This window comes from Frigoribacterium sp. VKM Ac-2530, from assembly GCF_015350835.1.
GTDB lineage: Bacteria > Actinomycetota > Actinomycetes > Actinomycetales > Microbacteriaceae > Frigoribacterium.
Window position 1 is genome coordinate 1,345,748 of sequence record NZ_JADKSE010000001.1, and the last position, 25,644, is coordinate 1,371,391.

24 protein-coding genes are annotated in these 25,644 nt (G+C 72.9%); 7 read left to right on the forward strand and 17 right to left on the reverse strand.

Annotated features, from left to right (window positions below; genetic code table 11):
* Nucleotides 1-29: 29 nt before the first annotated feature.
* From ITJ48_RS06335 to ITJ48_RS06355, 5 genes are all read right to left on the reverse strand, one after another.
* Nucleotides 30-1,019 (reverse strand): LacI family DNA-binding transcriptional regulator, encoded by a 990-nt coding sequence (locus tag ITJ48_RS06335; protein ID WP_194612829.1) that lies wholly within the window; start codon nucleotides 1,017-1,019, stop codon nucleotides 30-32.
* Between the two features lie 301 nt (nucleotides 1,020-1,320).
* Complete coding sequence (gene mmsB, locus ITJ48_RS06340; RefSeq protein WP_192042731.1) at nucleotides 1,321-2,589, reverse strand: multiple monosaccharide ABC transporter permease; 1,269 nt, start codon at nucleotides 2,587-2,589, stop codon at nucleotides 1,321-1,323.
* Nucleotides 2,576-4,126 (reverse strand): multiple monosaccharide ABC transporter ATP-binding protein, encoded by a 1,551-nt coding sequence (gene mmsA, locus ITJ48_RS06345; RefSeq protein ID WP_194612830.1) that lies wholly within the window; start codon nucleotides 4,124-4,126, stop codon nucleotides 2,576-2,578. The genes mmsB and mmsA overlap by 14 nt, the downstream gene beginning before the upstream one ends.
* A 97-nt stretch (nucleotides 4,127-4,223) precedes the next feature.
* Nucleotides 4,224-5,354, reverse strand: a complete 1,131-nt coding sequence (gene chvE / locus ITJ48_RS06350) for a multiple monosaccharide ABC transporter substrate-binding protein (protein WP_194612831.1) — start codon at nucleotides 5,352-5,354, stop codon at nucleotides 4,224-4,226.
* 188 nt (nucleotides 5,355-5,542) lie between these two features.
* Complete coding sequence (locus ITJ48_RS06355; protein WP_194612832.1) at nucleotides 5,543-5,692, reverse strand: hypothetical protein; 150 nt, start codon at nucleotides 5,690-5,692, stop codon at nucleotides 5,543-5,545.
* A gap of 310 nt (nucleotides 5,693-6,002) precedes the next feature.
* On the opposite strand from ITJ48_RS06355, the gene ITJ48_RS06360 reads away from it, so the two are divergent.
* Nucleotides 6,003-6,320, forward strand: coding sequence for a hypothetical protein (locus ITJ48_RS06360; protein WP_194612833.1), 318 nt, complete (start codon nucleotides 6,003-6,005; stop codon nucleotides 6,318-6,320).
* 88 nt (nucleotides 6,321-6,408) lie between these two features.
* On the opposite strand, the gene ITJ48_RS06365 is transcribed toward ITJ48_RS06360, so the two are convergent.
* On the reverse strand, nucleotides 6,409-7,389 hold the full coding sequence (locus tag ITJ48_RS06365; protein ID WP_370544804.1) for an aldose 1-epimerase family protein: 981 nt from the start codon (nucleotides 7,387-7,389) through the stop codon (nucleotides 6,409-6,411).
* Nucleotides 7,382-8,647: an FAD-binding protein gene (locus tag ITJ48_RS06370; protein ID WP_194612834.1), complete on the reverse strand. Its 1,266-nt coding sequence runs from the start codon at nucleotides 8,645-8,647 to the stop codon at nucleotides 7,382-7,384. The genes ITJ48_RS06365 and ITJ48_RS06370 overlap by 8 nt, the downstream gene beginning before the upstream one ends.
* 351 nt (nucleotides 8,648-8,998) lie before the next feature.
* On the opposite strand from ITJ48_RS06370, the gene ITJ48_RS06375 reads away from it, so the two are divergent.
* The gene (locus ITJ48_RS06375) at nucleotides 8,999-9,430 is read left to right on the forward strand and encodes a hypothetical protein (protein ID WP_194612835.1); all 432 of its coding nucleotides are present in this window, start codon (nucleotides 8,999-9,001) and stop codon (nucleotides 9,428-9,430) included.
* A 32-nt stretch (nucleotides 9,431-9,462) separates the two neighbouring features.
* On the opposite strand, the gene ITJ48_RS06380 is transcribed toward ITJ48_RS06375, so the two are convergent.
* Nucleotides 9,463-10,908: an NtaA/DmoA family FMN-dependent monooxygenase gene (locus tag ITJ48_RS06380; protein ID WP_370544805.1), complete on the reverse strand. Its 1,446-nt coding sequence runs from the start codon at nucleotides 10,906-10,908 to the stop codon at nucleotides 9,463-9,465.
* Between the two features lie 132 nt (nucleotides 10,909-11,040).
* Here ITJ48_RS06380 and ITJ48_RS06385 point away from each other — a divergent pair, with 132 nt between their 5' ends.
* From ITJ48_RS06385 to ITJ48_RS06400, 4 genes are all read left to right on the forward strand, one after another.
* Entirely contained in the window at nucleotides 11,041-11,958 is a 918-nt protein-coding gene (locus tag ITJ48_RS06385; protein ID WP_194612836.1) for an ABC transporter ATP-binding protein, read from the forward strand.
* A 205-nt stretch (nucleotides 11,959-12,163) separates the two neighbouring features.
* Nucleotides 12,164-12,988 carry a hypothetical protein gene (locus tag ITJ48_RS06390; RefSeq protein ID WP_194612837.1) on the forward strand — a complete coding sequence of 275 codons (825 nt, stop codon included), beginning with the start codon at nucleotides 12,164-12,166 and terminating at the stop codon, nucleotides 12,986-12,988.
* A gap of 157 nt (nucleotides 12,989-13,145) precedes the next feature.
* Nucleotides 13,146-14,525, forward strand: a complete 1,380-nt coding sequence (locus tag ITJ48_RS06395; RefSeq protein WP_194612838.1) for a histidine kinase — start codon at nucleotides 13,146-13,148, stop codon at nucleotides 14,523-14,525.
* Nucleotides 14,522-15,184, forward strand: a complete 663-nt coding sequence (locus ITJ48_RS06400; protein WP_370544806.1) for a response regulator — start codon at nucleotides 14,522-14,524, stop codon at nucleotides 15,182-15,184. The genes ITJ48_RS06395 and ITJ48_RS06400 overlap by 4 nt, the downstream gene beginning before the upstream one ends.
* 319 nt (nucleotides 15,185-15,503) lie before the next feature.
* Here the strand turns inward: ITJ48_RS06400 and ITJ48_RS06405 are convergent, their stop codons facing one another.
* Both ITJ48_RS06405 and ITJ48_RS06410 read right to left on the reverse strand, forming a co-directional pair.
* Nucleotides 15,504-16,991, reverse strand: coding sequence for an MFS transporter (locus tag ITJ48_RS06405; RefSeq protein WP_194612839.1), 1,488 nt, complete (start codon nucleotides 16,989-16,991; stop codon nucleotides 15,504-15,506).
* 343 nt (nucleotides 16,992-17,334) lie between these two features.
* Nucleotides 17,335-18,087: a gamma-glutamyl-gamma-aminobutyrate hydrolase family protein gene (locus ITJ48_RS06410; protein WP_194612840.1), complete on the reverse strand. Its 753-nt coding sequence runs from the start codon at nucleotides 18,085-18,087 to the stop codon at nucleotides 17,335-17,337.
* A gap of 233 nt (nucleotides 18,088-18,320) precedes the next feature.
* Here ITJ48_RS06410 and ITJ48_RS06415 point away from each other — a divergent pair, with 233 nt between their 5' ends.
* The gene (locus tag ITJ48_RS06415; RefSeq protein WP_194612841.1) at nucleotides 18,321-18,674 is read left to right on the forward strand and encodes a PRC-barrel domain-containing protein; all 354 of its coding nucleotides are present in this window, start codon (nucleotides 18,321-18,323) and stop codon (nucleotides 18,672-18,674) included.
* A 126-nt stretch (nucleotides 18,675-18,800) separates the two neighbouring features.
* Here ITJ48_RS06415 and ITJ48_RS06420 read toward each other — a convergent pair whose 3' ends face one another.
* From ITJ48_RS06420 to ITJ48_RS06450, 7 genes are all read right to left on the reverse strand, one after another.
* Nucleotides 18,801-19,370 carry a manganese efflux pump MntP family protein gene (locus ITJ48_RS06420; protein ID WP_194612842.1) on the reverse strand — a complete coding sequence of 190 codons (570 nt, stop codon included), beginning with the start codon at nucleotides 19,368-19,370 and terminating at the stop codon, nucleotides 18,801-18,803.
* A 225-nt stretch (nucleotides 19,371-19,595) separates the two neighbouring features.
* Nucleotides 19,596-20,153, reverse strand: coding sequence for an NADPH-dependent FMN reductase (locus ITJ48_RS06425; protein ID WP_123546805.1), 558 nt, complete (start codon nucleotides 20,151-20,153; stop codon nucleotides 19,596-19,598).
* Between the two features lie 226 nt (nucleotides 20,154-20,379).
* On the reverse strand, nucleotides 20,380-21,048 hold the full coding sequence (locus ITJ48_RS06430; RefSeq protein ID WP_228506215.1) for a hypothetical protein: 669 nt from the start codon (nucleotides 21,046-21,048) through the stop codon (nucleotides 20,380-20,382).
* Between the two features lie 53 nt (nucleotides 21,049-21,101).
* The gene (locus tag ITJ48_RS06435) at nucleotides 21,102-22,064 is read right to left on the reverse strand and encodes a D-isomer specific 2-hydroxyacid dehydrogenase family protein (RefSeq protein ID WP_228506216.1); all 963 of its coding nucleotides are present in this window, start codon (nucleotides 22,062-22,064) and stop codon (nucleotides 21,102-21,104) included.
* A gap of 200 nt (nucleotides 22,065-22,264) precedes the next feature.
* Nucleotides 22,265-23,113: a carbohydrate ABC transporter permease gene (locus tag ITJ48_RS06440; protein WP_194612843.1), complete on the reverse strand. Its 849-nt coding sequence runs from the start codon at nucleotides 23,111-23,113 to the stop codon at nucleotides 22,265-22,267.
* Complete coding sequence (locus tag ITJ48_RS06445; RefSeq protein ID WP_194612844.1) at nucleotides 23,113-24,090, reverse strand: carbohydrate ABC transporter permease; 978 nt, start codon at nucleotides 24,088-24,090, stop codon at nucleotides 23,113-23,115. The genes ITJ48_RS06440 and ITJ48_RS06445 overlap by 1 nt, the downstream gene beginning before the upstream one ends.
* Nucleotides 24,090-25,421: an extracellular solute-binding protein gene (locus tag ITJ48_RS06450; protein ID WP_194612845.1), complete on the reverse strand. Its 1,332-nt coding sequence runs from the start codon at nucleotides 25,419-25,421 to the stop codon at nucleotides 24,090-24,092. Before ITJ48_RS06450 ends, ITJ48_RS06445 begins: the two co-directional genes overlap by 1 nt.
* Nucleotides 25,422-25,644: the final 223 nt, after the last annotated feature.

Here is a 25,644-nt window from a genome sequence, read left to right on the forward strand (position 1 = left end):
GGCCGGCTCGACGCCTGCCCGGCGACGGCTCAGAGCCGGGGCGGCGCCGTCGAGCGCCGGACGACCAGCTCGGGGAGCACGGCGTCGACGGTCTCGTCGTCGCCCGCGAGCACGGCCTCGACCGTGTCCATGATGCGGCGGCCGAGCGCCTCGAAGTCCTGCCGGACGGTCGTGAGCGGAGGAAGGAAGTGGGCCGCCTCCGGCACGTCGTCGAAGCCGACGATGCTCACGTCGCGCGGCACCTCGAGGCCGGCGTCGCAGAACGCGTGCACGGCACCCAGCGCCATCTGGTCGTTGGCGCAGAACACCGCGGTGACGTCTCCGCGCTCGGCGAGCTCGAGGCCCAGCCTGTGCCCGGAGGCGGGCGTCCAGTCCCCGCGCAGCAGCGGCCCCGCGTCGAGGCCGAGCCGCTCGCACGCGTCGCGCCAGCCTCGCTCGCGGTCGCGCCCGTCCATCCAGGCCTCGGGCCCCGCCACGTGGGCGACGGAACGGTGGCCGAGCGAGGCGAGGTGCTCGACGGCGAGCTCGGCGCCGGCGGCCTGGTCGATCGACACGGCGTGGTGGCCGTCCTCGGCGACGCTGTCGGCGGTGACCAGGGGGACCGCCACCCGGGAGGAGCGCAGCACGTCGAGGGCCTCGGCGTCGGGCGCGATGAGCACGATGGCGGCCACCGCCTGGCCGACGAAGGCGTCGACGGCCTGCTGCACGGCCCGGGCGTCGTCGCCGTCGAGGGTGGCCATCGACACCTGGTAGCCGGCGCGGCGAGCGGCGCCGTTGAACCCGTGCATCGTGCTCGACGGGCCGTAGAACGGGAACCCGGTGCTGATCAGGCCGATCGAGCGGGTCTTGCGGCTGGCGAGCGCTCGCGCCGTCAGGCTCGGCCGGTAGCTCAGCTTCTCGACGGCCGCGTCGACCTTCGCCTTCGTCGCCGGGCGCACGGTGGGGTCGCCGTTGACGACGCGCGACACCGTCTGGTGCGATACGCCGGCCTCGGCCGCGACGTCGAAGAGGGTTGCCACTGTCTGATCCTAAAGGTCGTTCGGTTTGTGCCCCGGGGCGGTGGGCCGGCCCCGGTGCCCGGAGGCCGGGGCGGTGGGCCGGCCCCGGTGCCAGCCGCCCGGGGCGGTGGGCCGGCCCCGGTGCCAGCCGCCCGGGCCGGCCAGGCCGGCGCCGTCGAGGACTCAGGTGCGGGCGTCGGCTGTGCCCAGGTACGACGGAGGCGCGGTCCCCCCTGGGCCGCGCCTCCTGATCCGTCGACCGACCGACCGGTCGACGAGTCTCGCCGAGCTGAGCTGGTGCTCGCTCGTTCGTTCGCTGCTGCTACTTGGTGCTCGAGCCGGCGCGACGCTTGTTGAAGACGTCGAACGCGACCGCGGCGAGGAGCACGAGCCCCTTGATGAGGGACTGGTACTCGCTGCCGACGCCGAGGATCGACATGCCGTTGTTCAGGATGCCGATGATCAGGCCTCCGACGATGGCGCCGGTGACCGTGCCGATGCCGCCCGTGACCGCCGCGCCGCCGATGAAGACGGCCGCGATGGCGTCGAGCTCGAACCCGTTGCCGGCGCTGCCGCTGGCGAGGTTCAGCTGGCCGGTGAAGACCAGGCCGGCGAGGGCGGAGATGACGCCCATGTTGACGAACAGCAGGAACGTGACGCGCTTCGTCTTGATGCCCGACAGCTCGGCGGCGTGCAGGTTGCCGCCGATGGCGTAGACGTGGCGGCCGAAGACCGAGTTCTTCATGACCGTCGAGTACACGACCACGAGCACGGCGAGGACGACGAGGACGATCGGGGTGCCCGAGTAGCTGGCGAGGAGGAACCCGATGTACATGACGAGGCCGACGGTGAAGACCATCTTCGTGACGAACCACAGGAACGGCTCGTCCTCGAGCTGGTACTTGCGACGCGTGGCACGGCCACGGAGGCCGGTGCCGATCAGGGCCACGGCGGCGATCGCGCCGAGCACGAGCGTCAGCGGCTCGTAGCCGGTCGACCCGAACGTCGGGAGGAACCCGGAGCCGATGTCGCGGAAGCCCTGGGGGAACGGCGAGATCTGCTGCGTCTGCAGGGCGATCTGCGCCGCGCCGCGGAAGGCGAGCATGCCCGCCAGGGTGACGATGAAGGCCGGGATGCCGAAGTAGGCGATCCAGAAGCCCTGCCAGGCGCCGACCAGGCCGCCGAGCACGAGGCAGAGGACGACCGCGACGGGCCAGGGCAGGCCCCACTGCGTGATCATGACGCCGGCCATGGCACCCGTGAAGGCGACGATGGAGCCGACCGAGAGGTCGATGTGGCCGGCGATGATGACCATCACCATGCCGATGGCGAGGATCAGGATGTAGCTGTTCTGCACCACCAGGTTCGACACGTTGATCGGCGCCAGCGTGATGCCGTTCGTCGTGATCTGGAAGAACAGCACGATGACGATCAGCGCGATGAAGAGGCCGATCTGGCGCAGCTGGCCTCCGAGGTACGAGACCGCCCCGACGAGGGGGTTGCCGCCGGAGCCGCTCTGCGGCTGACGGGAGGTGGGCGACCCGCCCGTGGGCTTCGGGTCGGTGGCCTGGGTGGGGCTAGGCGCGCTCATTGACGGGGCTCTCTCGTTCGAGGGTCATGTACTTCAGGAGGAACTCGGGGGTCGCCTCGGCGACGGGCACGTCGGCCGTGATGCGCCCCTCCGAGAGGGTGTAGATGCGGTCGCAGATGCCGAGCAGCTCGGGCAGCTCGCTCGAGATGACGATCACGCCCTTGCCGGCGTCCGCGAGCTGGTTGATGATCGTGTAGATCTCGTACTTTGCGCCGACGTCGATGCCGCGGGTGGGCTCGTCGAGGATCAGCACGTCGGGGTCGGTGTACATCCACTTCGACAGCACGACCTTCTGCTGGTTGCCGCCGGAGAGCTTGCCCGTCAGGGCGGCCACGTTCGGCGCCTTGATGTTCATGCTCTTGCGGTAGCCCTCGGCGACCGTGCTCTCTTCCGAGCTGTTCACGAAGCCGGCCTTCGCCAGCTTGCGGAGGGCCGAGCCCGAGACGTTGCGGGTGATGTCGTCGATCAGGTTGAGGCCGTACTTCTTGCGGTCCTCGGTGGCGTAGGCGATGCCGGCGTCGATGGCCTTGCTCACCGTGCTGGTGTCGATCTTCTGGCCCCGCTTGTAGACGGTGCCCGAGATGCCCGTTCCGTAGCTCTTGCCGAAGACGCTCATCGCGAGCTCGGTGCGCCCGGCGCCCATCAGGCCCGCGATGCCGACGATCTCGCCGGCGGCCACGTTGAGGTTCGCCTGGTGGATGATCTCGCGGCTCGCGTCGAGCGGGTGGTGGACGGTCCAGTCCTCGATGCGGAGCAGCTCCTCGCCGATCGTCGACTCGTGCGACGGGTACCGGCTCTCGAGGTCGCGGCCGACCATGCCCTTGATGATCCGGTCCTCGGTGACCTCGCCCGCGTGCATGTCGAGGGTCTCGATCGTCTTGCCGTCACGGATGATCGTGACCTTGTCAGCGATCGACTTGATCTCGTTCAGCTTGTGGCTGATGATGATCGACGTGATGCCCTGCCCCTGCAGGCTCTTGATCAGGTCGAGCAGGTGGGCGGAGTCGTCGTCGTTCAGGGCGGCGGTCGGCTCGTCGAGGATGAGCAGCTTCACGCGCTTCGACAGCGCCTTCGCGATCTCGACCAGCTGCTGCTTGCCGACGCCGATGTCGGTCACCTTGGTGACGGGGTTGTCGCGCAGGCCGACGCGGGCCAGGAGGCCGGCGGCGTCGAGGTTCGTCTTGTTCCAGTCGATGAAGCCGCCCTTGGACTGCTCGTTGCCGAGGAAGATGTTCTCGGCGATCGACAGGAACGGGCTGAGCGCCAGTTCTTGGTGGATGATCACGACGCCCGCGGCCTCGGAGTCGTTGATGTTCTTGAAGTCGACGGGCTGGCCGTCGAGCAGGATCTGGCCGTCGAACGAGCCCGACGGGTAGACCCCCGACAGCACCTTCATCAGCGTCGACTTGCCGGCGCCGTTCTCGCCGCAGATCGCGTGGACCTGGCCGCGCTCGACCTCCAGCGTGACGTCCTGCAGGGCCTTGACGCCGGGGAACGTCTTCGTGATGTCGCGCATCTCGAGGATCGTGTTCGCCACGTGTTCCTTCTTTCGTGCATGGGGTGGGGCGGAGCTGTGGGGCGCAGGAGGTGCGGAGCGGGTGCACCGCACCTCCTGCGCCCCGGGGAGGGCAGACCTACTTGAGGTCGTCCTCGGTGTAGTAGCCGCTGTCGATCAGGACCTCTTTGTAGTTGTCCTTGGTGACGGTGACGGGCTGGAACAGGTACGTCGGGACGACCTTGACCTTGTTGTCGTACGTCTTGTCGTCGTTCGTCTCGGGCGTCTTGCCGTTGAGGATGTCGTCGGCCATCACGACGGACTGGTCAGCGAGCTGACGGGTGTCCTTGTAGATGGTCGAGTACTGCTGGCCGGCGATGATCGACTTGACCGAGGCGGCCTCGGCGTCCTGGCCGGTGACGATCGGAAGAGTGTCGTCGGAGTAGCCGGCACCCTCGAGCGCCGAGATGATGCCGATCGAGATGCCGTCGTAGGGCGAGAGCACGCCGTCGAGCTTGGTGCCGCCCGAGTAGGTCGACGCGACCAGGTTCTGCATGCGGGCCTTGGCGGTCGCGGGGTCCCACTGCTGCGTGGCGGCCTGCGTGAACTGGTCCTGGCCGGAGCCGATGGTCAGCGAGCCGTCCTCGATGTAGGGCTTGAGGGTGTCCATCGCGCCGTTGAAGAAGAAGGTCGCGTTGTTGTCGTCGGGGCTGCCGGCGAAGACCTCGATGGTCTTGGGCTCGGCGCCGTCGACCTTCTTGCCGTCGGCGTCGACGAGGCCGAGGCCCGTCAGGAGGCTGGTGCCCTGGTCGACGCCCACCTTGTAGTTGTCGAACGAGACGTAGTAGTCGACGTTCTCGTTGCCCGTCAGGAGGCGGTCGTACGAGATGACCTTGATGCCGGCCTTGGCGGCCGAGTCGAGCTGGTCGCTGAGCGAGCCGCCGTCGATCGAGGCGACGATGAGGACCTTCGCGCCCTTGGTGATCATGTTGCTGACCTGCTGGACCTGCTGCGGGATCTTGTTGTCGGCGTACTCGAGGTCGACCTTGTAGCCCTTGTCCTCGAGCGCGCTCTTGACGGCGTCGCCGTCCTTGATCCAGCGCTCGGAGACCTTCGTGGGCATCGCGACGCCGACGAGGGCGCCCGAGTTGTCTCCGCCGCTGTCGCCGCTGCTGCCGCTGTCGCCGCCGCGACCGCCGCCGGCGCAGCCGGCGAGGGAGACGGCGAGACCTGCGGCGACGATGCCGACGAGGAGCTTCTTCTTGTTCACGGGGATTCCTTCGTGTCCGTGTCATCTCGACGGCGTCGTCGATGACGGATGGTGTGCTGCGTGGGTGGTGCAGGGATCGGCGGGGCCGGGCGGCGGGACGTCGCGGGACCGGGCCGGGGGCGGCGGGTCGCGACCGGGGTCGCGTCGAGCCGGCCGGCGCACGGGGAGGTGCGCCGGAGCTGGGGGGCCTAGGCGGGGGCGGAAGCGCGGAGGGCCGAGGCGGCGGCGACGCGAGCGGCCGGCGCAGGTGCTGAGGAGGCGGCGCGAGCGGCCGAGGAGTCGGCTGCGGCCCGGCGCGGGGCCGAGGCGGCGGGGGCGGTGCGAGCGGTGCGGTTCACAGGTGACCTCTTCGTCAGGTGGTGTGTCGCTGGTGCGCGGGACGGTGCGGGGGGTGCGGCAGGCGATGCGGGAGGTGTGGCAGGTGGTGCTGGGCGGCGCCGATGTCGGGGCCGTGCGTCTCCGGTGCGGCTGCTGTGCCGACCCGACGAAGCGGATGTGACCGTTTCATGTGAGCGCTCACATCTGTGGTCCGGGGCAACTATGAGGCAGGCCGGGACCGATGTCAAGTCGCGCGCTCGGGGGCCAGGGTTCACACGCCGGATACACGCCGTTCACGGGCCTGAGCGGAACGCGGGGCACGATGTGCGCATGATCACCGTCACGGCCACCGTCCACACCGCGCACGACAGCGCCGGGTTGTTCTGGCTGTCGCGGCGGCTCCTGGCGGAGCACACGACGGCGCGCGTCGACGAGGGGCAGTACCTCGTGCAGCTCGCCGACGCGGGGACGGTGCTGCTCACCGAGCTGCCCGAGATGCTGCGCTTCGACGTCGTGGTGCGCGACGAGCTCGCAGCCCGCCGCACCCGGCGCGCCCTCGACGCCGTGCTCGCCCGGTGGTCGCTCGGCGCCGTCTCGGCGGTCACCTGGCAGGCGGCCCCGCTCGGGGCGGAGCCGATCGGCGCGTAGGTGGTCGGGCCGGAGCCGGGCGCGACACGGCCTGCTCGGCCGGGCCGCGCCTCCTCCCGGGCCCCGTCGCGCCCCCTGCGGGGCCGGGTCAGGCGATCGCGGCGATGGTCCACGACGCGGTGTGCGACTCCCCCGGCGCGAGGCGGACGAGGTCGACGCCGCTCGTGAAGGCGTCGGGCGGGCAGGTCATCGGCTCGACGGCGAGGCCGAGGCGGTCGAGCTCGGGCTCGGGGCGGTCGCCGGTGTGCACCTGGACCCAGGGCAGCTCGGAGACGGCCCACGACATCGCGACGCCGCGGCCGTCGCGGGCGACGACCTCGACCGTGGCGCGGCCCTCGGCGTCCGAGTCGATCTCGGTGAAGGCGTGGTCGACGAACAGGTCGCCGACGGGGCGGGCCTCGCGGAAGTCGAAGCCCTCGCGCTCGGTGACGCCGTGCACGCCGGTGGGGACGAGGCGCTCCTCGGTGACCTCGAGGTAGCTCGCCGCGGGGAGCAGCAGCGACCAGTCGTCGACCCGGCCCTCGCCGGCGACGAGGTAGGGGTGCGGCGCGACGCCGTACGGAGCCGTGCCCTGCCCGACGTTCGTCGCCGTGACGGTGGTGACGAGGCCGGCGTCGCCGAGCGCGTACACGGCCCGGAGCTCGAGGCGGTAGGGGTAGCCGTCGCTCGGTGCGAGCTGGGTCACGAGGGAGGCGCGGTGCGGCTCTCTCGGACTGGTCGCGTCGACGTCCCAGTCGCTCCACTGCACGAGGCCGTGCAGCGCGTGTCCGCGCTCGACCTCGGTGATCGGCAGCTGGCGCTCGACCCCGTCGTCGTCCCACGAGCCGTCGACGACCCGGTTCGGCCACGGGGCGAGCAGCGCGCCGCGGTACAGCGGACGCACCTCGTCGAGGCCGAACGGGACGACGAGGTCGCGACCGTCGTGCGTCAGCGAACGCAGCGTGGCACCGACCCCGGCGATCTCGGCCCGGTACGGACCGTGCTCGAGCACGGTCCGGATGCCGCTGACGGGGACGGCGGCAGGCGTCGCCGGGTCGGTGACGGCGGTGGCGGTGGTGGTCTCAGGCACGGGCGGCTCCTCCGAAGACGGTGTGGTCGAGGTGCGCGTTGCGGAACCGGCCCTCCGGGTCGACGGCGGCGGCGTGGGCCGCGAAGTCGTCGAGTCGAGGGTAGCGACGACGCAGCACCCCGTGGTCGAGGCCGGCCACCTTGCCCCAGTGGGGGCGGGCGTCGAACGGGGCCAGCGCCTCCTCGACGCTCGGGAGCACCGCGAGCACCGTCTCCGTGTCGCGGCGCCAGGTGAAGTGGAACGCGATGCTGTCGCGGCCGCCGCTCGGGCTGAGCCAGGCGTCGTCGGCCGCGACGCTGCGGATCTCGCTGACGAAGATCACGTCGGCCAGGCTCTCGCCGATCGCTCGGAGGGCCTCGACGGCGGCCGGGGCGTGCTCGGCGGGGACGAGGTACTCGCTCTGGATCTCCTCCCCCGCGCTCGGGGTGAACTCGGCGCGGAAGTGCGGCAGCCGGTCGAGCCACGGGCCGGGGACGCCGAGCTGCGGGGTGACGGCGTCGGCCGCCGTGTCGGGCAGCATGTGCACGGCCTCGGAGGCGGGGCGAGCGCCGAGCGCGACGAGGTCGAGCGGCGTCGCGAGCGGGGCGTCGCCGACCCGCGCCTTGGCCCAGACCTGGCCGACGACGTCGCCGGTCCACCGCGTGAAGAGGCTGACGCTGTAGGCGTGCGCCATCAGTGCGTCGAAGTTCTCGAGGGCCGCCTCCCACGGGAGGTCGTGGTGGACGGTCTGCACGACGTCGAACGTCGGCACGGTGTCGAGCACCAGCGCGGTCACGATGCCGAGGGCGCCGAGACCCACGACGGAGGCGCCGAACGCGTCGTCGCCCCGGCGGACGACGTCGAGCGAGCCGTCGGCCCGCACGATCTCGACCGCGGCGACGCTGGCCGAGAGCGCGGGGTTGCGGACCCCGGAACCGTGGGTGCCGGTCTGGACGGCGCCGGCCACGCTGATGTGCGGCAGCGAGGCGAGGTTCGGCAGGGCCCGGCCCCGGGCCTGCAGCTCGCGGGCGAGGACGGCGTGCGTGGTGCCGGCCCCGACCCGGACGGTGCCCGCGGCCTGGTCGAGCTCGATGGGCAGCCCGAGCGCCTCGGTCGAGACGAGCACCCCGTCGGTGTCGGCCACCCGGTTGAACGAGTGCCGCGAGCCGATGGCCTTGACCCGACGGCTGGAGGCGACCACGTCGCGCAGCTCGTCGACCGAGGTGGGGGTGCGGAGGTCGGTCGTCGTGTACTCGACGTTCTCGGCCCAGTTGTGCATGAGACTCCTTCGACTCGGTGGCGTCGTCCAGTCTAGTGAGCGCTCACTCGACGGGGCCGCGCCGGGCGGGCTCGGCCGGCCACGTCGGGTCGCGTCGAGGACTCAGGCGGCGGCGTCTCCGTGCGCCGTGGGGCCGGGCGGTGCCGGGCGGCGACGACGACCACGCCTGAGTCCTCGACGCGACCCCCTTCCGTCCCCGCCGCCGCCGACCTCGTGTCCCCCTCACTGGGGACCGGCGACCCCCCGGACCGGGGCCGCGTCCCCCGTTGTCCCCCGGGCCGGGACGCGGTTCGCTGGGTGCAGGCCCCGGGAGACCGCCGCCGACCGACCACGACCCAGGGGAACACCACGATGGACTCGACCGCACACGGCACCGACGCCGTCCGCGCCTCCGCTCCGCAGCAGCTCCGCCACGACCGCCGGGTCCGCCACGAACGCGTGGTCCGACTGCGCCGTGCGCCCTCGTTCTTCCTCACCTGGCTCGACGTCCCGAACGACGGCAGCGACCCGGCCCTGCCGCTCGGCGCCTGCCTCGTGCTCCGCCGCGTCGGCGGCCAGACCCCCCGCGACGTCGTCGTCGAGCTGCCCGGCGGCGTCGCCCGCCGCTCGGACGCCCTCCGTCGCCGCTCGGCGATGGGCGTCGCGACGCCGACCGAGATCGGCTCCCTCGCCGAGCTCGGCACCGTCTTCGTCGAGTGGACCTCGTCGGACGGCGTCCGCCGCACCACCTGGCTGCGCGTGCCCTCGGTGCCCGCGCGCTACCGCGTCCGCCGCGCCGCCTAGACGGCACTCACGGCGTCCGGGCGACGCGCCACCTAGCGCCGGTACGCCGCCGCCGGGTGCGACGCCGGGAGGCGCGGGCCGCCCCCCGTGTACCGCTCGCGCAGCGTCTCGCCCGGCACGTACGCCTCGCGCACCCGGCCGCGGCGGCGCAGCTCGGGCACGACCAGCTCGACGAAGTCGCGCAGCGTGTCGTACGAGTGGTACTGCCGCAGGTTGATGCCGTCGATCCCCTCCTCGTCGAGCCAGCGCTCGATCTCGTCGGCGACGACCGTCGGCGTCCCGGCGACGAAGAACGCGCCGCCCCAGGCCTCGTCCACGCTCGCCATCAGCTCGCCGACCGTGATGTCGAGAGGCAGGGAGGCGGCCCCCGGGTGCTCGAGGCGCCCCTCCGCCACGAGGGCCTCGCGGACGGTCGTCGCGGGGTCGTGCGACGGCGCGTCGAAGGGGACGCTGCGGTGCACGAGCGCGCCCTGCTCACTGGCGAACGACCGGTAGAGGGCCAGCTTCTCGGCCACCGCCTCCTCGGTCTCGGCCGTGATCACGCCGGCCTGCACGATGAAGCGGACGTCGTCGGCAGCCCGGCCTGCCTCGACGGCGGCCGCGCGGGTGGCCTCGGCCACGCGGGCCACGGCACGCCCGCCGGTGAAGACGACCTCGGCGTTGCGGGCGGCCTGCTCCACGCCGGTCGGCGACGCGGTCGCGAGGAACAGCACGGGGGTGCGCTGGGGCGACGGCTCACTGAGGTGCGGCCCGACGACCTTGTAGAAGCGGCCGTCGTGGTCGATCGTGTGCACCTTCGACGGGTCGGTGTACACGCCCGAGCCGGGCGCGAGGCCGTCGGCGGTCGGGTCGGCGACGACGGCGTCGTCCTCCCACGAGCCCTCCCAGAGCTTGTAGAGCACGTCCAGGTACTCGGCCGCCCGGGCGTAGCGCTCCTCCTTCGGGATCTGGTCGTCGAGCCCGAAGTTGCGCGCGGCCGACGGGAGGTACGACGTGACGACGTTCCAGCCGACACGGCCCCCCGTCAGGTGGTCGAGCGTCGACATGCGGCGCGCGAACGCGAAGGGAGGCTCGTAGCTCGTCGACGCGGTGACGCCGAAGCCGAGGTGCTCGGTCACCGCGGCCATCGCCGGCACGACGAGCATCGGGTCGTTCGCGGGCGCCTGGATCCCCTCGAGCAGGGCCGGCGCCGGGCTGTCGCGGTAGACGTCGTAGGTGCCGAGCACGTCGGCGAGGAACACGGCGTCGAAGCCGCCCTGCTCGGCCAGCCGCGCGAGCTCGGTCCAGTAGCGGATGTCGGTGTACTCGCGACGGTGGTTGCCGGGCAGCCGCCAGAGGCCGTGCGTGATGTGGCCGACGCAGTTCATCTCGAAGAGGTTGAGGATCAGCTTCTTCTTCGCGGCGGGCGCGGGCGCGGGTGCGGGTGCGGGCGCGGTCGTCGGGGCGGTCTCGGGCGTCGGGGCGGTCTCGTCGGTCACCCGGTCGACACTGCCACAGGCCGGAGGCGCGGGCCGAGCCCGTGACGCCGCGCGACGCGTGGTACCGCGGTACCACCACGGCGGCACCCTGCTCCGACGAGGGCGGCCGCCGCTCTCCGTAGCGTCGTGACCATGATCGAAGCCAGCCACCTCACCAAGCGCCACGGCGCCTCCCTCGCCGTCGACGACGTCTCGTTCACCGTCGCTCCGGGGGCCGTCACCGGGTTCCTCGGGCCGAACGGCGCCGGCAAGTCGACCACCATGCGCATGATCGTCGGGCTCGACCGGCCGACGTCGGGCACGGTCACCGTGAACGGGAACCGGTACGCCGACAGCCCGGCTCCCCTGCAGGAGGTGGGGGTCCTGCTCGACGCCGGAGCCGTCCACCCCGGGCGCACCGCCCGCGACCACCTGCGGACCGTGGCCCGGACGCACGGCATCCCCGAGCGCCGCGTCGACGAGGTCATCGGCCTCGCCGGCCTCGAGTCGGTCGCCCGCCGACGCGCCGGCACCTTCTCGCTCGGCATGGGCCAGCGTCTCGGCATCGCGACGGCCCTGCTCGGTGACCCGGACACGCTCGTGCTCGACGAGCCCGTGAACGGCCTCGACCCCGAGGGCGTGATCTGGGTGCGGCAGCTCTGCCGCTCCCTCGCCGCCGAGGGCCGGGCCGTGCTGCTCTCCAGCCACCTGATGAGCGAGATGGCGCAGACGGCCGACCGCCTCGTCGTCCTCGGCCGGGGCCGGGTCATCGCCGACGCCTCCGTCGCCGACGTGCTCGCCGGCCAGGGAGGCGGCACGGTCGCCGTCCGGACCGACTCGACCGAGCGCCTCGAGGCCCTGCTGCGACCGCTCGGCGGGACGGTCACGCGCCTCGCCGCGGATCGGCTCGAGGTCGCGGGGCTCACCGCGGAGCAGATCGCCCGGGCGGCCTCGCCGGCCGGCGTGCTGCTGTTCGAGCTGACGCCCACGCAGACGTCGCTCGAGGACGCCTTCTTCGGCCTCACCGACGACTCGGTCGAGTACCGGTCCGGGTCGAGGACTCAGGCGTGACCGACGGGAGCGCCTCGGGGACCGGCGCCGCCGGGGCCGCGTGACCCGCGCCTCCTGAGTCCTCGACGGGCCTGAGCCGCGCTGCCGCGCTGCCGCGCTGCTCCGCTGCTCCGGCCTGCGGCTGCTCCGTGCCCGCCTCCTCGTCCTCTCCTCCTCCCCCTTCTCTTCCTCCCTCCTCGCACTTCCTCCCGATCGGAGACACCTCGTGACCACCGCCACCACCGCCCCCCTGCTCAGCCCGCTCGACCGCGCACCGCGCCTGACCTTCGCCCGCGTCGCCTGGTCGGAGCGGACCAAGCTGACGAGCGTGCGCTCGACCTGGCTGATCGCGGCGCTGACCGTCGTCCTGTCCGCCGCGGCGAGCGCCGCCGTCGCCCTGACCGACGCCTCCGACCCTGCCGGCGCGCTGGCGGGCGGGGTGGCGACCACCCTCCGCACGATGGCGCCGGCGACGACGGTCGGCGAGCTCTTCGTCGCCGTGCTCGTCGTGCTCTTCGTCACCCAGGAGTTCGCGACCGGCCAGAAGCGGACCACCTACTCCGCCGTGCCCCGGCGGCTGCCCGTGCTCGCGGCGAAGACCCTCGTCGCGGCAGGGGCCGCCGTCGTGCTCTCGGTGGCCTCGTCGGTCGCGGCGTGGGCCGCGTCGAGCGTGCTGCTGTGGAGCACGGGCCTGCGGACCTCGCTCGTCGACCCCGCCGTGCTCCAGGCCGTCGGCGCCGCGGCGGCGTGGCTGGCCGTGCTCACCGTGTTCACCGTGATGGTCGCCACCCTCGTCCGGAGCTCGGCCGGGGCGATCGCCATCGTCCTCGGCGTGCTGCTCGTGCTGCCCGTCGCGGTGATCCTGCTGACCGCCGGCCAGGGATCCGACTGGTCCGTCCTGCTCCTCACGTACGCTGAGACGACCATGAGCCAGCTCTTCTCCGGCACCGAGCCCGTCGCCGACCTGGGCCGCGACGTGGGCGTGCTCGCCGCCTGGCTCGTCGTGCCGACCGCGGCCGCGGCGTGGGCCACCGCGCGACGCGACGTCTGAGATGCGCGTCCGCCGCGCCTCCTCGTCCGGGTCGGCCCCGAGGCCGCCCCGCGCCGGGGTCGGAGCAGCCCCCGCCGGCGGCCTGCCGGACGGGGGCTCCGACGCGGGGCCGCTGCGGCCTCCGGGCCTGATCCGACGACGCATCGCGGAGCACCCGGTGGCCGCCGACGTCGTGCTCGCCCTCACGGCGGGCGCCGTGGCGTTCATCAGCGGCACCGCCAAGATCGACACGTGGGTCGTCGTGCTGCCTGCCCCGTGGCCCTGGTACGCGCTCTGGGCGGTCTCCTACGCGAGCCTCCTGCTGCGCCGCAGGGCGCCCGTCGTCGTGACGGCCGTCGCCCTGGTCTCCCTCGTCGCACAGAACGCCCTCGACACGGTCAGCCTCCCGTGGGCGCTGCTGATCGGGCTCTACTCGGTGGCGGTCCAGCGCGGGGCGCGGTGGGCCTGGGTCTGCTCGGCGGCCGTCGTGGGGACGCTCGCCCTCGCGGGGACGGTCGTCCCGAGCGTCGAGGCCCCCCTGGTCGCGGCCTTCGGCATCGTCGTGGTCGTGCTCGTCGGGCTGAACGTGCGCAGCCGGCGCCAGTACCTCGCCGCCCTCATCGACCGTGCCGCACAGCTCGAACGCGACCGGGACCAGGAGGCGCGCCTCGCCGCGGGCGCGGAACGCGCGCGGATCGCCCGCGAGCTCCACGACGTCGTCGCCCACGGCATGTCCGTGATGATCAGCCTCTCCGACGGGGCCGACGCGGTCGCCGAGGTCGACCCGGCGCGCAGCCGCGACGCCGTGCGGCAGATCGGCGTCGTCGGGCGGGAGGCGCTGGCCGACATGCGCCGCCTGCTCGGCGTGCTGCACGACGACGCCGACGCTGCGGCGCTCGCTCCCCAGCCGGGGCTCGACGGGCTCGACGACCTCGTCGAGACCTACCGCACGGCCGGACTGCCCGTCGCGCTCACCCGCGTGGGCGCGCTGCCGACGGCTCCTGCCCTGCAGGTGGTCCTCTACCGGACGGTGCAGGAGGGGCTGACGAACTCCCTGAGGTACGCCGAGGGGCCGACGCGGGTCGCGGTGGTCCTGCGCGGGGCCGAAGGTCGGGGAGCCGGTGCCGGCAGCGGCAGCGGCAGCAGCGGCGGCAGCGGCCGCGGCAGCAGCAGCAGCGGCGATGGCGGCAGCGGCAGCGTCGACGCGCTCGGGCTGGGGCTCGGCGGGGTCACCGTGGAGGTCGTCGACGACGGCGCGGGCACCGCCCCTGCCGCCTCGGTCGGGACGGAGCGCGGGCTCGTCGGGCTCCGCGAGCGCGCCGCCCTGTACGGGGGGACCCTCGAGGCCGGCCCGCGCCCGGAGCTGGGCGGGCGCGGGTGGCGGCTGCGGCTCGCCCTGCCGGGACCCGGCGGCGCCGCCGGTGCTCAGCCGTCACCCGGGGCGAGCGCCCAGCCCCTCCCTGAGCCGCACGCTCGGCCCGCCGCGCGCGCGACCCCGACCCCGACCTCGGCCTCGGCCTCGGCCGACGCCGACCAGCTGCCCGAGGAGGCACCGTGACCGACATCACCGTCATGCTCGTCGACGACCAGGACCTGCTGCGTGCCGGCATGGCCATGGTGCTCGGTGCCCAGCCGGGCCTCCGGATCGTGGGCGAGGCCGCCGACGGCCTGTCCGCCGTCGAGCGCGACGCCGAGCTGCGGCCCGACGTCGTCCTGATGGACGTGCGCATGCCCGCCCTCGACGGGATCGAGGCCACTCGCCGCATCGTCGCGGCGCGCCCGGAGGCGCGCGTGCTCGTGCTGACGACGTTCGACCTCGACGAGTACGCCTTCGGCGGCCTGAACGCGGGCGCGAGCGGCTTCCTCCTCAAGGACGCTCCCCCGGCCGAGCTGGTCGCCGCGATCCGCACCGTGGCGGCGGGCGACGCCATCGTGTCGCCGCGCGTCACCCGCGCGATGATCGACCTGTACCGGGGGCGCCTGCCCGATCCTGCGGGCGTGCGTCGCGCCTCCTCGGTCGACCTGCTCTCGGAGCGCGAGCGCGAGGTGCTCGTCGCGATCGGACGCGGGCTCAGCAACTCGGAGATCGCCCGGGAGCTGTTCCTGTCCGAGTCGACGGTCAAGACGCACGTCGGACGGGTGCTGGCCAAGCTCGACGTGCGCGACCGGGTGCACGCGGTGATCTTCGCCTACGAGAACGGGCTCGCCGGGGGCTGATCCCGGGCCGCGGGCGCCCTTCGCGCGCGACCGTGTCGAGCGATCAGGAGGCGGCGACGCCGCGGAGGCGCGTGCCGCGGGTCGGAGCCGGTCGAGGACGTCGACGCCTGAGTCCTCGACACGAGGGCCGCCCCGCTCGACTGCGTCGACTGCGTCGACAGGCGTCGACCCTTCAGGAGACGACGCCGTGCGCGCCGTGCACGCCGCCGATCGGGCACCCTCGAGGGCGCCGCTGCCTGAGTCCTCGACACGGCACCCGCGCCCCGGTGGTCCCGAGCACGGGAGGCGCCGGCAGGCGACCGACGGACCCCGACCGGGGCTAGCGGCTCCGGCGCCCGCCGCGCACCGCGGGCCCGGTCGGCACCGAGCCCGTGCGGGCCGCCTGCACGGTCGCGATCGACGCCGTCACGACCGACACGGACGACGTGATCGTGCGGAGGCTCGACGTCGACAGGGTCGACTGCGTGTGTCCCGAGACAGGGAAGCCCCGGCGGCCGAGGACGACGACCACCAGGCTCGCCCCGACCACGACGGCGGCGACGAACGGCAGTGCGCCGAGGCCGAGCCCGGCCGTGCCGAACACCTGTGCGCCGAGCGCGGCCCCGCCCGCGATGCCGACGTTGGAGCCTGCGTTGACGAGAGCTCCGGCGATGTCGGGACTGACGCCTCCGGTGCGGATCGCCGCCGCCATGAACAAGGTCCCGGTGGTGCCGTTGGCCGCGACCCAGAGCCCGGCGACCACGAAGGTGCCGACGAGCGAGCCGTGCACGAGGGGCAGGACGGCGAGCGCCAGCGCCATGACGGCCACGGCCGCGATGAGCGTCTGTCGCGGCGCTCGGTCGACGAAGGCCCCGGCGGTGAGCAGCCCCACGATGCCCGTGACCCCGAGCACGAGGAGGGCCGGCGCGACCGCGTCGTCGCCCAGTCCGGCCGTCATCAGGTACGGGCCGACGTAGGTGTAGACGACGTAGTGCCCGGCGAAGAGGAGGAGGTCGGCGACGACGACGGCGAGCAGACCGGAACGAGCCCAGGCCGCGACCGAGCCGAGGTGCGGCGACGACTCGCCCCGGACCGCGGGCAGGAACGCCAGCGCCACGACGGCGAGGACGGCGGAGGCGACCGCCACGGCGAACACCGCGGAGCGCCAGCCGAGGTGGTCGCCGACCGCCGTGGCCAGGGGCACGCCGAGCACGAAGCCGAGGGAGCTGCCCGAGTAGACGAACGCGATGGCGCGGCCCGCGAGCCGGGGCGGGACGATGCGCGTGGCGTACGCCGAGGCCACCGAGAAGAACAGGGCGTGGGCGACGCCGCCCACGACGCGTCCCACGCAGACCGTCTCGAAGTTCGGGGCGAGCGCGACGATCAGGTTCGACGCCGTGTAGCCGCCGAGGGTCGCGACGAGGACGGCCTTCCGCGGCACGCGCGCCGTGACCCACGTCAGCGGCAGCGCGAGCAGGGCGACCGCGAGGGCGTAGACCGTGATGACGACGCCCATGCGGGACTCGGTGACCCCGAGGTCCTCGCTCATCGTCGACAGCAGGCCCACGGGCATCAGCTCGGTCGTGATGGCGAAGAAGGTGGCCAGCCCGAGCACGGCGATCCCGACGATCGCCGACGGGGTGAGGACGTGCGGCGTGCCGTCGTGGCCGTGGGTCGGACCGGGGCCGGGAGTGTCGATGCCGCTGACCCGCATGGACCCCGTGTAGGTCGAGGCCGGGGCCGGGGTCGAGCTCTGAGTGTCGGGCTCGGGGGCGAGGGCCACGGAGCCGGTGCGGGTGTCGTCGGGACGCGGGGAGTTCTGGGGCACGGTCAGGCCTTCCTGGACGGGCCGGCCGGGCGCGCACGACGATCAGCTCGTCGAGGGACCACCTAGCCGACAGGACCCGGCGTGATGACGCGGGCGGTGTCGGGAGGCGGAGCGCGCTCGTCGCGGCGGAGGGGCGGGCGTTCGGGGATGGGCCACTCCACGACGAGGGCGTCCCTCCAGTGTTGCACGGCCCCCCGTCCCCTCCGCAAGATCCGGAACGACATTCGGTTTTGCGGCCGGCGCAGCGCCGTCGCTCTGGTCGACGAGCTGCCGACAGCTGCCGACCGCTCCGACAGCTGCGACAGCTGCGACAGCTGCGACAGCTCCGACAGCTCCGACAGCGTCAGGAGGCGCGGCGTGCGGCCAGCGCCGCCTCCAGCAGGTCGGTGAGCACGGTGCCGCGCGACCCTGCGTCCTCCGGGTGCCACTGGACGCACCAGACGGGCGCCTCCTCGTGCTCGACCGCCTCGATCGTGCCGTCGTCGGCACGCGCGACGACCCTGAGGCCCGGGGCGACCCGGCCGACGGCCTGGTGGTGGGAGCTCCGCACGTCGAGCTCCGTCGCGCCGAGCGCCGTCGCCAGCTCGCTGTCGGGCTCGACGAGCACTCGGTGGTCGACCATGCTGTCGGCGGTGTCGTCCCCGACGTGTCCGCCGTCGTGGAGGTGCTGCACCAGGTCGCCGCCGAGGGCGACGTTGACGAGCTGCATGCCCCGGCAGATGCCGACGAGCGGGGTGCGTTCCTCGACGGCGCGTCGGACGATCGCGACCTGGGCCCGGTCCGCCGCGGGGAACGTCTGGCCGAGGTGCGGCTCGCGGGGGTCGCCGCCGTAGAAGGACGGGTCGACGTCCTCTCCCCCGGTGACGATGACCGCGTCCGCCGCCGACAGGCGCTCGTCGAGCTCGGCCTGCGCCGTCTGCGCTGCCGGCACGCGGTCGACGACGAAGCCCACGGCGGTCGCCGCCGCGACGACGCTGGCCGTGAGGCGCTGCAGCTCCGCCTCGAAGGCAGGGTCGTCGCGGCCGCCGTCGGCGACGTCGACGACGAGCAGGACGGGCGTCGACGCAGGGTCGCGTCGAGGACTCAGGTCGGACATGCCGCCATCGTGCCAGGCGCCCGGGGCGGCGACCGGCTTCGACGCGCGCGCCTGAGTCCTCGACGCCGCGGGGCGGATCGGAGCTGCACGGGTCGGCACGGCGCGCCCGCACGCACTGCCCGGCCCGCGCGCACTGCCCGGCCCGCGCGCACTGCCCGGCCCGCGCGCACGCCGGGCTACTACCGTCGAAGGCACGCGTGCCGGCCCTGATCCGTGCAGCAGAGAGGGATGTCATGTTCGAAGCGGAGAACCTGCGCGACTGGATCGGCCTGCCGGTCGTCGACCCGAACGGCGACAAGATCGGGCAGCTCGAGAGCGTCTACTTCGACACGTCGTCGGACAGCCCGTCCTTCGCGACGGTGCAGGCCGGCCTGGTCGGCAAGAAGCTGCTCTTCGTGCCGCTCGACGGCGCGGTCGTCGCGCCCAAGCACGTCAAGGTCCAGTTCGACAAGAAGCTCGTCAAGGACGCTCCGTCCATCGACACCGACGGCGAGCTCGAGGCCTCGCAGGAGGCGGACGTCTTCGCCCACTACGGCCTCCCCTACGCGCTGGGCGCCGGCGGAGAGCGTCGGCTCGGCCGCCGCTGACGCAGGCTGCGGGACACGAGGAGGCGCGGTGCGACAGGCACCGCGCCTCCTGTCGTCGTCCCCGACGTCGCGATCTGCGGCCCGCAGTTCCGGGCCCGCGACCCGTCGTCCGGGGCCTGCGGCCGGCTAGGCCAGCACTCCGAGGTGCTCGAGCAGGATGCTCGTGCCGATGAGGATCAGGACGACGCCGCCGGCGATCTCGGCCGGCTTGCCGAAGCGCGCTCCGACGCGGTGGCCGACGAGCACGCCGACGAAGGTGAGGACGGTCGTCGTCACGCCGATCAGGAGCACGGCCCCGCCGATGGACACCGGCAGGAACGCGAGCGTCACGCCGACGGCGAGGGCGTCGATGCTCGTGGCCACCGCGAGCAGCAGCAGTTCGCGGGTGGAGATGCGGTCGACGTCCTCGTCGTCGTCCGCGCCCTTCGTGAAGGCCTCCCAGAGCATCTTGGCGCCGATGAGGGCCAGGAGCCCGAAGGCGATCCAGTGGTCGAAGTCGGCGATGTAGCCGGCGAAGGCGGTGCCGAGCAGCCAGCCCGCGAGGGGCATCGCCGCCTGGAAGAGACCGAACGTCACGGCGATGACCGCGGCCCCGCGCACCGAGAACTGGCGCATGTGCAGGCCCTTGCCGAGCGCGACGGCGAAGGCGTCGGCAGAGACGCCGAGGGCGATGAAGAGGAGGGCCCAGAAGCTCACGACGGGTCCTTTCGGTGGCGGCGACGGCGGGCGTCGTCGCCCCGGAACCCGTCGATCTTGGCACGCCGGAGGCGGCCGTGACGCCAGAAAAGCCCTGATCAGACAACTTCGGGACGCCGAATTCAGGGTGTCGGGCGGCCGCGCGCGGAAGCGGGCGAGACCGCGAGGGTCTCGCCCACCTCCTGCTGGCTCGTCGCGCCCGCGACGACGCTCGCGAAGAGTCGACTAGGCGGCGTCGCTGCGCGTCGACGCCACGACCGCGGAGACGACCTCGGCGAGCTTCGCGACGACCTCGGCGTCGTCCTTGGGGTGCACCTCGGCGAAGCGGACGACCGAGCCGGGGATGGCCAGGGTCACGTCCTCGAGGACCTTCGCGCCGGCGATGCCGAACGACTTGCGGGTCTCGTCCTGCGCCCACACGCCGCCGAACTGGCCGAACGCGCTGCCGATGACGGCGACCGGCTTGCCCGAGATCTGGCTCTCGCCGTAGGGGCGCGACGCCCAGTCGATCGCGTTCTTGAGCACGGCCGGGATGGTGCCGTTGTGCTCGGGCGTGACGACGAGCACGGCGTCGGCGCCGCTGAGCGCGCTGCGGAACGCGACGGCCGCCTCCGGACGAGCGCCGTCCACGTCGATGTCCTCGTTGTAGAACGGCAGGTGCGCGATGCCGTCGTAGACGCTCAGGGTGACGCCCTCGGGGGCGTTCAGCACCGCGGTCTCGGCGATCTGCTTGTTGGTGGATCCGGCGCGCAGGCTGCCGACGAGGACGAGGACGGTGGTCATGGGGTCTCCTTGCTGAAGTGGTGCGGTGGTGCAGCGGGCTCCGACGCGGGTAGGTGACGCGTCATGCACGTGCACGGAGGGAGACCGCCCGGAGGCGCGGGATATTCCCGAGGACCGCTGCGGGACGCGCGCCGCCCCTCGCCGCGCGAATCGTCGCAGGGATGTCGCGTGCCTCCTCCATCCAGGCAGCGCGAGTCGTCGCGGGGCTGCCGCGCGCCTCCTCGGCTCAGGCGGGGCGGCGGATCGTGCTGACGACGTCGACCAGGCTGGGCCGTGCGGGCGCCGAGCCGAACCCGAAGCGCACGGGCGGCGACAGCGGTGCGAGCGAGCCGAGGTCGACGCCGTCGCGGACGGCCGTGACGGCGGCGAGGTCGCGCACCAGCGTGACGCCGTAGTACTCGCGGCGGCCTCCGCCCGCGGTGCCGGCCGTGCGGGCGCCCCGGACGAGCACGCGGGCGACGGGGTCGACGAGGGTGAGCCACGCCGGCCGGGTCGCGAGGCCGCGCGGGACCAGCCGCAGCAGCACGCCGAGCCACGAGATCGGCCCGACGGCGAGCGTCACCTCGAGGTCACCGGCCGTCACGGCGATGCCGCCGTCGACCCGGCGCCGGGCGACCGGGACGACCCGCACCTCGTCGAACGAGTAAGTCGACGAGACGTACTCGGCGACCTCGTCCGACGGCGCCAGCAGGAGGCGGTGGCCCGCCGCGTCCTCGATCATCACGTCGGCGAAGCGGCCGAGCGGCGAGTCGTCCCACATTCCGATGACCACACGGGTGCCGGAGGACGTGCCGAAGCCCGCGATGCGGCCGCGGAAACGGTCGTCGGGGGCGCGCGTCGGGCGTGACGGACGCGAGGGCCGCGACGAGGGGCGGGCGGGGCCGGAGCTGAGCATGCGGGCGAGGCTACGCGGACCGCCGTGTCGAGGACTCAGGTGACGAGCAGGGGTCAGTACCCGGCGTCGACGTCCACGACGCCGACGGGCTGGCCGCCGTCGGCGAGCGCCCGGATGTTCTCCTCGACGCGGGCCTGGAACAGCGGCTCGGTCATCGCGTTCGTGTTCGCCTGGTGGGGCGTGATCAGCGCCAGGGGCTCGTCCCAGAGGGGGTGCCCGTCGGGCAGCGGCTCGGGGTCGACCACGTCGAGGCCGGCTCCTCCGATCGACCCCGCGGCGAGCGCCGCCACGAGCGCGTCGGTGTCGACGAGGGGCCCTCGGGCGATGTTCACGAGCACGGCGGTCGGCTTCATGGCCTCGAGCTCGGCCCGGCCCACGATCTTGGCCGTGCCGTCGGTGAGGGCGGCCGCGACCACGACGACGTCCATGTCGGGCAGCACCTCGACGAGACTCTCGGAGGTGATGGTGCGCACGGCGCCCGGGACCTCGCGAGGCGTGCGCACGACCATCGTCACCTCGACGTCGAAGACCCCCAGGAGCCGCAGCAGCTCGGTGCCGATCCCGCCCGCGCCGATGATCAGCACACGCGCCCCGTTGAGCGAGATCCCGCGCTGCTGCTCCTCCCAGGAGGCCGCACGGGCTCGGAGGGGCAGCGAACGCAGGGTCGCCAAGGTCAGCGCGAGCGCGTGCTCGGCCACCGGCGCGCTGTAGGCGCCCTTCGCGCTGGTGAAGACGAGCCCGTCGCGACGGGTGGCCCTCATCGTCTCGACGTACGAGTCCACGCCCGCACTCGGCAGCTGCACGACCGAGACGTCGGGGTGCTCCTCGATCGCCCGGCGCAGCTCGGCCTGGTCGACGCGGCCGCCGACCACGATCATCCGTGTCTCGTCGCCGAGCGCGACCGCCCTGGCGCCGGTCGCCTCGACGGCGCGCATCGCAGGGTCGACGCCCCAGACGTCGCCGCCCCCTCCGGACGAGTCACGGGCGGGGAGGACGGTCACGGCGATGTCGGTCATCGACCCAACCTACCGATGTGCCGGGGAGGCGCCCGGGGCCGGGCGGGGCAGGGCAGCGCAGGCACGGCGGCGCCAGCGGGCGCACAGCCGTCGAGGACTCAGGCGACGACGACGACGCACCGGCCTCGGGGCCGGCCCTGCGACGCCGACCGCCTCGGGTGCCTGAGTCCTCGACGCGGCCGGGCCCGCGCCTCCTCGTCTCAGCCCTTGACCGCCCCCGAGGTCAGCCCGGAGACGATCGAGCGGCGGAAGATCAGCACCAGGATCACGATGGGCACGGTCGCCGAGACCGACGCCGCGAAGATCGCCCCGTACGGCACGGTGAACTGCGTGCCGAAGAGGGCGATGCCGACCGGGATCGTGCGGAACGACGTCTCGCTGTTGAAGGTGAGCGCCATGAGGAACTCGCTCCACGAGGCGGTGAAGGTGAAGACGCCGACCGTGAAGAGGCCCGGCTTCGACATGGGCAGGATCACGGAGAACACGGTGCGGAGGGGCGAGGCGCCGTCGATCTCGCTCGCCTCCTCGATGGTGGTGGGGATGCCGGCGAGGTAGTTGCGCATGATCCAGATGGCGAACGGCAGGTTGAACGCGACGTACGGGATGATCAGGCCGGGGTAGCTGTTGAGCAGGCCGAGCTGCCGCTCGATCAGGTAGATCGGCGTCAGGACGGCGATGGCGGGGAACACGGACAGCATCAGGAGCGTCGTCATGATCGTGGTGCCGCCCTTGAGCTTGCGGCCGGTGAGCGCGTAGCCCGCGAACAGCGCGAGCCCCAGGACGAGCACCGTGGTGCTCACGGCCACGATCACGCTGTTGAGCATGTAGACCGCGAGGTCGTTCGAGACGAACGCGGTGACGTAGTTCTCGAGCGTCCAGGTCTGGGGAACGACCGTGGGAGGCGACGCCGCGACCTCGGGAGCCGTCTTGAACGACGACACCACGAGCCAGTAGAGCGGGATCGCCGTCACGAGGGCGATGAGCACGCCGCCGAGGTTGACCACGTTGACCCAGCGCCGCCAGCCGCGGCGGATCTTGGTGCGGGCCATCAGTCGACTCCCTTCGCCTGGTTGCGGAACGCCCTGAGGAACAGCAGGCAGCCGAGGCCGACGATCAGGGCGGTCGAGGTCGCGATCGCCGCTCCCGGGCCGATGTTGATGTCCTGGAAGAGCACCTTGTAGCCCATGATCGCGAGGGTCTGGGTCGAGGTGCCGGGGCCTCCCTGGGTGAGGACGAAGGGGAGGTCGAAGACGCCGAACGCCTGCAGCACGCGGAACAGGACGGCGATCGTGAAGGTCGGCAGCAGCTGCGGCATCACCACCCGCCAGAAGGTCGACCACGCGCTCGAGCCGTCGAGCTCGGCGGCCTCGTACTGCTCGTCGGGGATCATCACGAGGCCCGCGAGCAGGATGATCGCGACGAACGGCGTGGTCTTCCAGATGTCGGCGACCATGAGGGCGGCGGCGGCGCTGACCGGTTCGCCGAGGATCACGGGCGGGCTGTCCGTGACCAGGGCTATCCCCCACGTCGCGATGCCGTAGGTCGAGTCGTAGATGTACTTCCAGAGCTGCGCGGAGACGATGGTGACGAGCGACCACGGGATCAGCAGCAGCGCGAGCATCCAGCCCCGCGTCACGCCGAGCCGTTCGAGCACGAGCGCCGAGAGCATGCCGAGCACGAGCTCGATCGTCACGGTGATGACGGTGTACAGGATCGTGAAGCCGAGGGCTCGGTACCAGTCCTGGCTCTGCAGCAGGGCGCCGTAGTTGGCGAGTGTGTACTCCTCGACCTGGAACCCGTCGTAGTCGATGGTGACCCGCGCGAAGCTGAGCACGACCGAGTAGATCACCGGGAACACGGTCACCAGCAGGATGACGAGCAGGGCCGGGCTGGCGAAGAGCCACGCGGCGCGGTTGCGGGTGCGGGCGAGCGAGGTGCGCGCCGAGCGTTCAGGCGTCGGCGGCCCCGTCGTCGTCGACCGCGCGGCGTCCGGGCGGGTCGTCGTCGTCTCCTCCTGAACGCTCATCAGAGAGCCTGCCCGGCGAGCGCCACGTCCATCTGCCGCTGCATCCGGCTGGTGCCCGTCTCGACGGCCGACTGCCCGGCCGCGATCGAGTTCGCGTTGACGTAGATGCCCTGCGAGACCTTCGGGTAGAAGGCGGTCGCGGTCGGCCGCGGCACGAGCGTGTAGTCGGCCGCGATCTCGTACTGCGGCTTCGCCGCGGCCTTCGCGTCGGGGCTCGTCAGCGACGCCGTCCGCGCCGGGATCACGCCGCCCTCGCGGACGATCAGCTGCTGGGCGTCCTCGTCGGCCAGCCACCGCGCCCACGCCAGGGCCGCGGCCGGCTTCGCGGTGTGCGGGTTGATGTAGCTGCCCCACCCTCCGATCGTCGTGTGCGTCTCGTCGGTGCCGTCGAACCCGGGCCGCGACCGGATGCCGATCTTGCCCGCGACGCTGGACGCCTCGGGGCTGTTCGCGGTGTCGTACGCGTACGACCAGTTGCGGAGGAACGCCGCCCGCCCCGTCGTGAAGGCGTCCAGGCTCGCCTGCTCGATGTACGTCAAGGAGGCGCGGGGCGTCACGCCCTCGGAGACCAGCGAGGCCATGAACTCCAGACCGCGTCGCGCCTCCGAGCTCGTCGCCGTGGACTCGGTCACGTCCTCGTCGGTGAAGCGGCCGCCGGCGTCGGCGACGAACTCGACCGCGTTGCACGTCATGCCCTCGTAGACGTTGCCCTGGAAGACGAAGCCGTAGTCGACGTCCCCTGTGTCGATCAGCGCCTTGCTCGTCTCGACCACCTCCTCCCACGACCCCGGCACCTGGAGGCCGTGCTTGTCGAGGAGGTCCTGCCGGTAGACCAGGAACGAGTTGTCGATGTAGACGGGGAACATGTAGTACTCGCCGTCGACGCTCGCGGCGGAGCGGAGGCCCTCGGGGTACTGGTCCCAGAAGTCGTCCGGGACGAGCGTGCTGAGGGGCGTGGCGAGGGAGTTCTCGGCGAACTGGCCGGGCCAGGCGATGTCGCCGTGGATGACGTCGGGGCTCTGCGAGCCGGCCGCGATCTGGGTGGTCAGGGTCGTGCGGTTCGTGTCGGTGTCGGCAGGCGCCGCGACGAGGTTGATCCGCACGTTCGGGTACTGCTTGGTGAACTCCTCGATGAGGCGGGGGCGCAGGTCGCCGCCCTCGTTGGTGGCGATGTTGGCGCTCCACCAGTCGATCGTGACGGGCTCGTCGCCCACCTCGGTCGGCCAGTCGCCGATCTCGGTCCGCTCGGCGCGGGGTGCGCAGCCCGCGAGCGCCGCGGCTCCTGCCAGTCCCGCCGCCCCGGCGAGCAGCCCCCTTCGGTCGATCTGCATGCGTCCTCCTCGACGTGTCGATCGTGCGCGACGGCCGCTGGTCTCCCGTGACCGCGCTTTTCCACCCTAGGAACGGGCTCGACGGGGAGTCAAGGGCGCCGAGAGCGCCCGAGCGCGCGGGAGGGTCGCCCGGCGCGCCCTCGGACGCCGTCTCCGACGAGGTGCGGTCGGGGTGCGGTCGGGGTGCGGTCGGAGTGCGGTCGGAGTGCGGTCGACGGATCAG

What these genes read in the sequence shown, in the direction of transcription:
- ITJ48_RS06430 (WP_228506215.1), bottom strand. Translation starts at nt 21,048, where the DNA reads ATGCTCAGCTCCGGCCCCGCCCGCCCCTCGTCGCGGCCCTCGCGTCCG.
- ITJ48_RS06425 (WP_123546805.1), bottom strand. Translation starts at nt 20,153, where the DNA reads ATGACCACCGTCCTCGTCCTCGTCGGCAGCCTGCGCGCCGGATCCACC.
- ITJ48_RS06360 (WP_194612833.1), top strand. Translation starts at nt 6,003, where the DNA reads ATGATCACCGTCACGGCCACCGTCCACACCGCGCACGACAGCGCCGGG.
- mmsB (WP_192042731.1), bottom strand. Translation starts at nt 2,589, where the DNA reads ATGAGCGCGCCTAGCCCCACCCAGGCCACCGACCCGAAGCCCACGGGC.
- ITJ48_RS06375 (WP_194612835.1), top strand. Translation starts at nt 8,999, where the DNA reads ATGGACTCGACCGCACACGGCACCGACGCCGTCCGCGCCTCCGCTCCG.
- ITJ48_RS06415 (WP_194612841.1), top strand. Translation starts at nt 18,321, where the DNA reads ATGTTCGAAGCGGAGAACCTGCGCGACTGGATCGGCCTGCCGGTCGTC.
- ITJ48_RS06410 (WP_194612840.1), bottom strand. Translation starts at nt 18,087, where the DNA reads ATGTCCGACCTGAGTCCTCGACGCGACCCTGCGTCGACGCCCGTCCTG.
- ITJ48_RS06445 (WP_194612844.1), bottom strand. Translation starts at nt 24,090, where the DNA reads ATGAGCGTTCAGGAGGAGACGACGACGACCCGCCCGGACGCCGCGCGG.
- ITJ48_RS06435 (WP_228506216.1), bottom strand. Translation starts at nt 22,064, where the DNA reads ATGACCGACATCGCCGTGACCGTCCTCCCCGCCCGTGACTCGTCCGGA.
- ITJ48_RS06450 (WP_194612845.1), bottom strand. Translation starts at nt 25,421, where the DNA reads ATGCAGATCGACCGAAGGGGGCTGCTCGCCGGGGCGGCGGGACTGGCA.
- ITJ48_RS06440 (WP_194612843.1), bottom strand. Translation starts at nt 23,113, where the DNA reads ATGGCCCGCACCAAGATCCGCCGCGGCTGGCGGCGCTGGGTCAACGTG.
- ITJ48_RS06370 (WP_194612834.1), bottom strand. Translation starts at nt 8,647, where the DNA reads ATGCACAACTGGGCCGAGAACGTCGAGTACACGACGACCGACCTCCGC.
- ITJ48_RS06385 (WP_194612836.1), top strand. Translation starts at nt 11,041, where the DNA reads ATGATCGAAGCCAGCCACCTCACCAAGCGCCACGGCGCCTCCCTCGCC.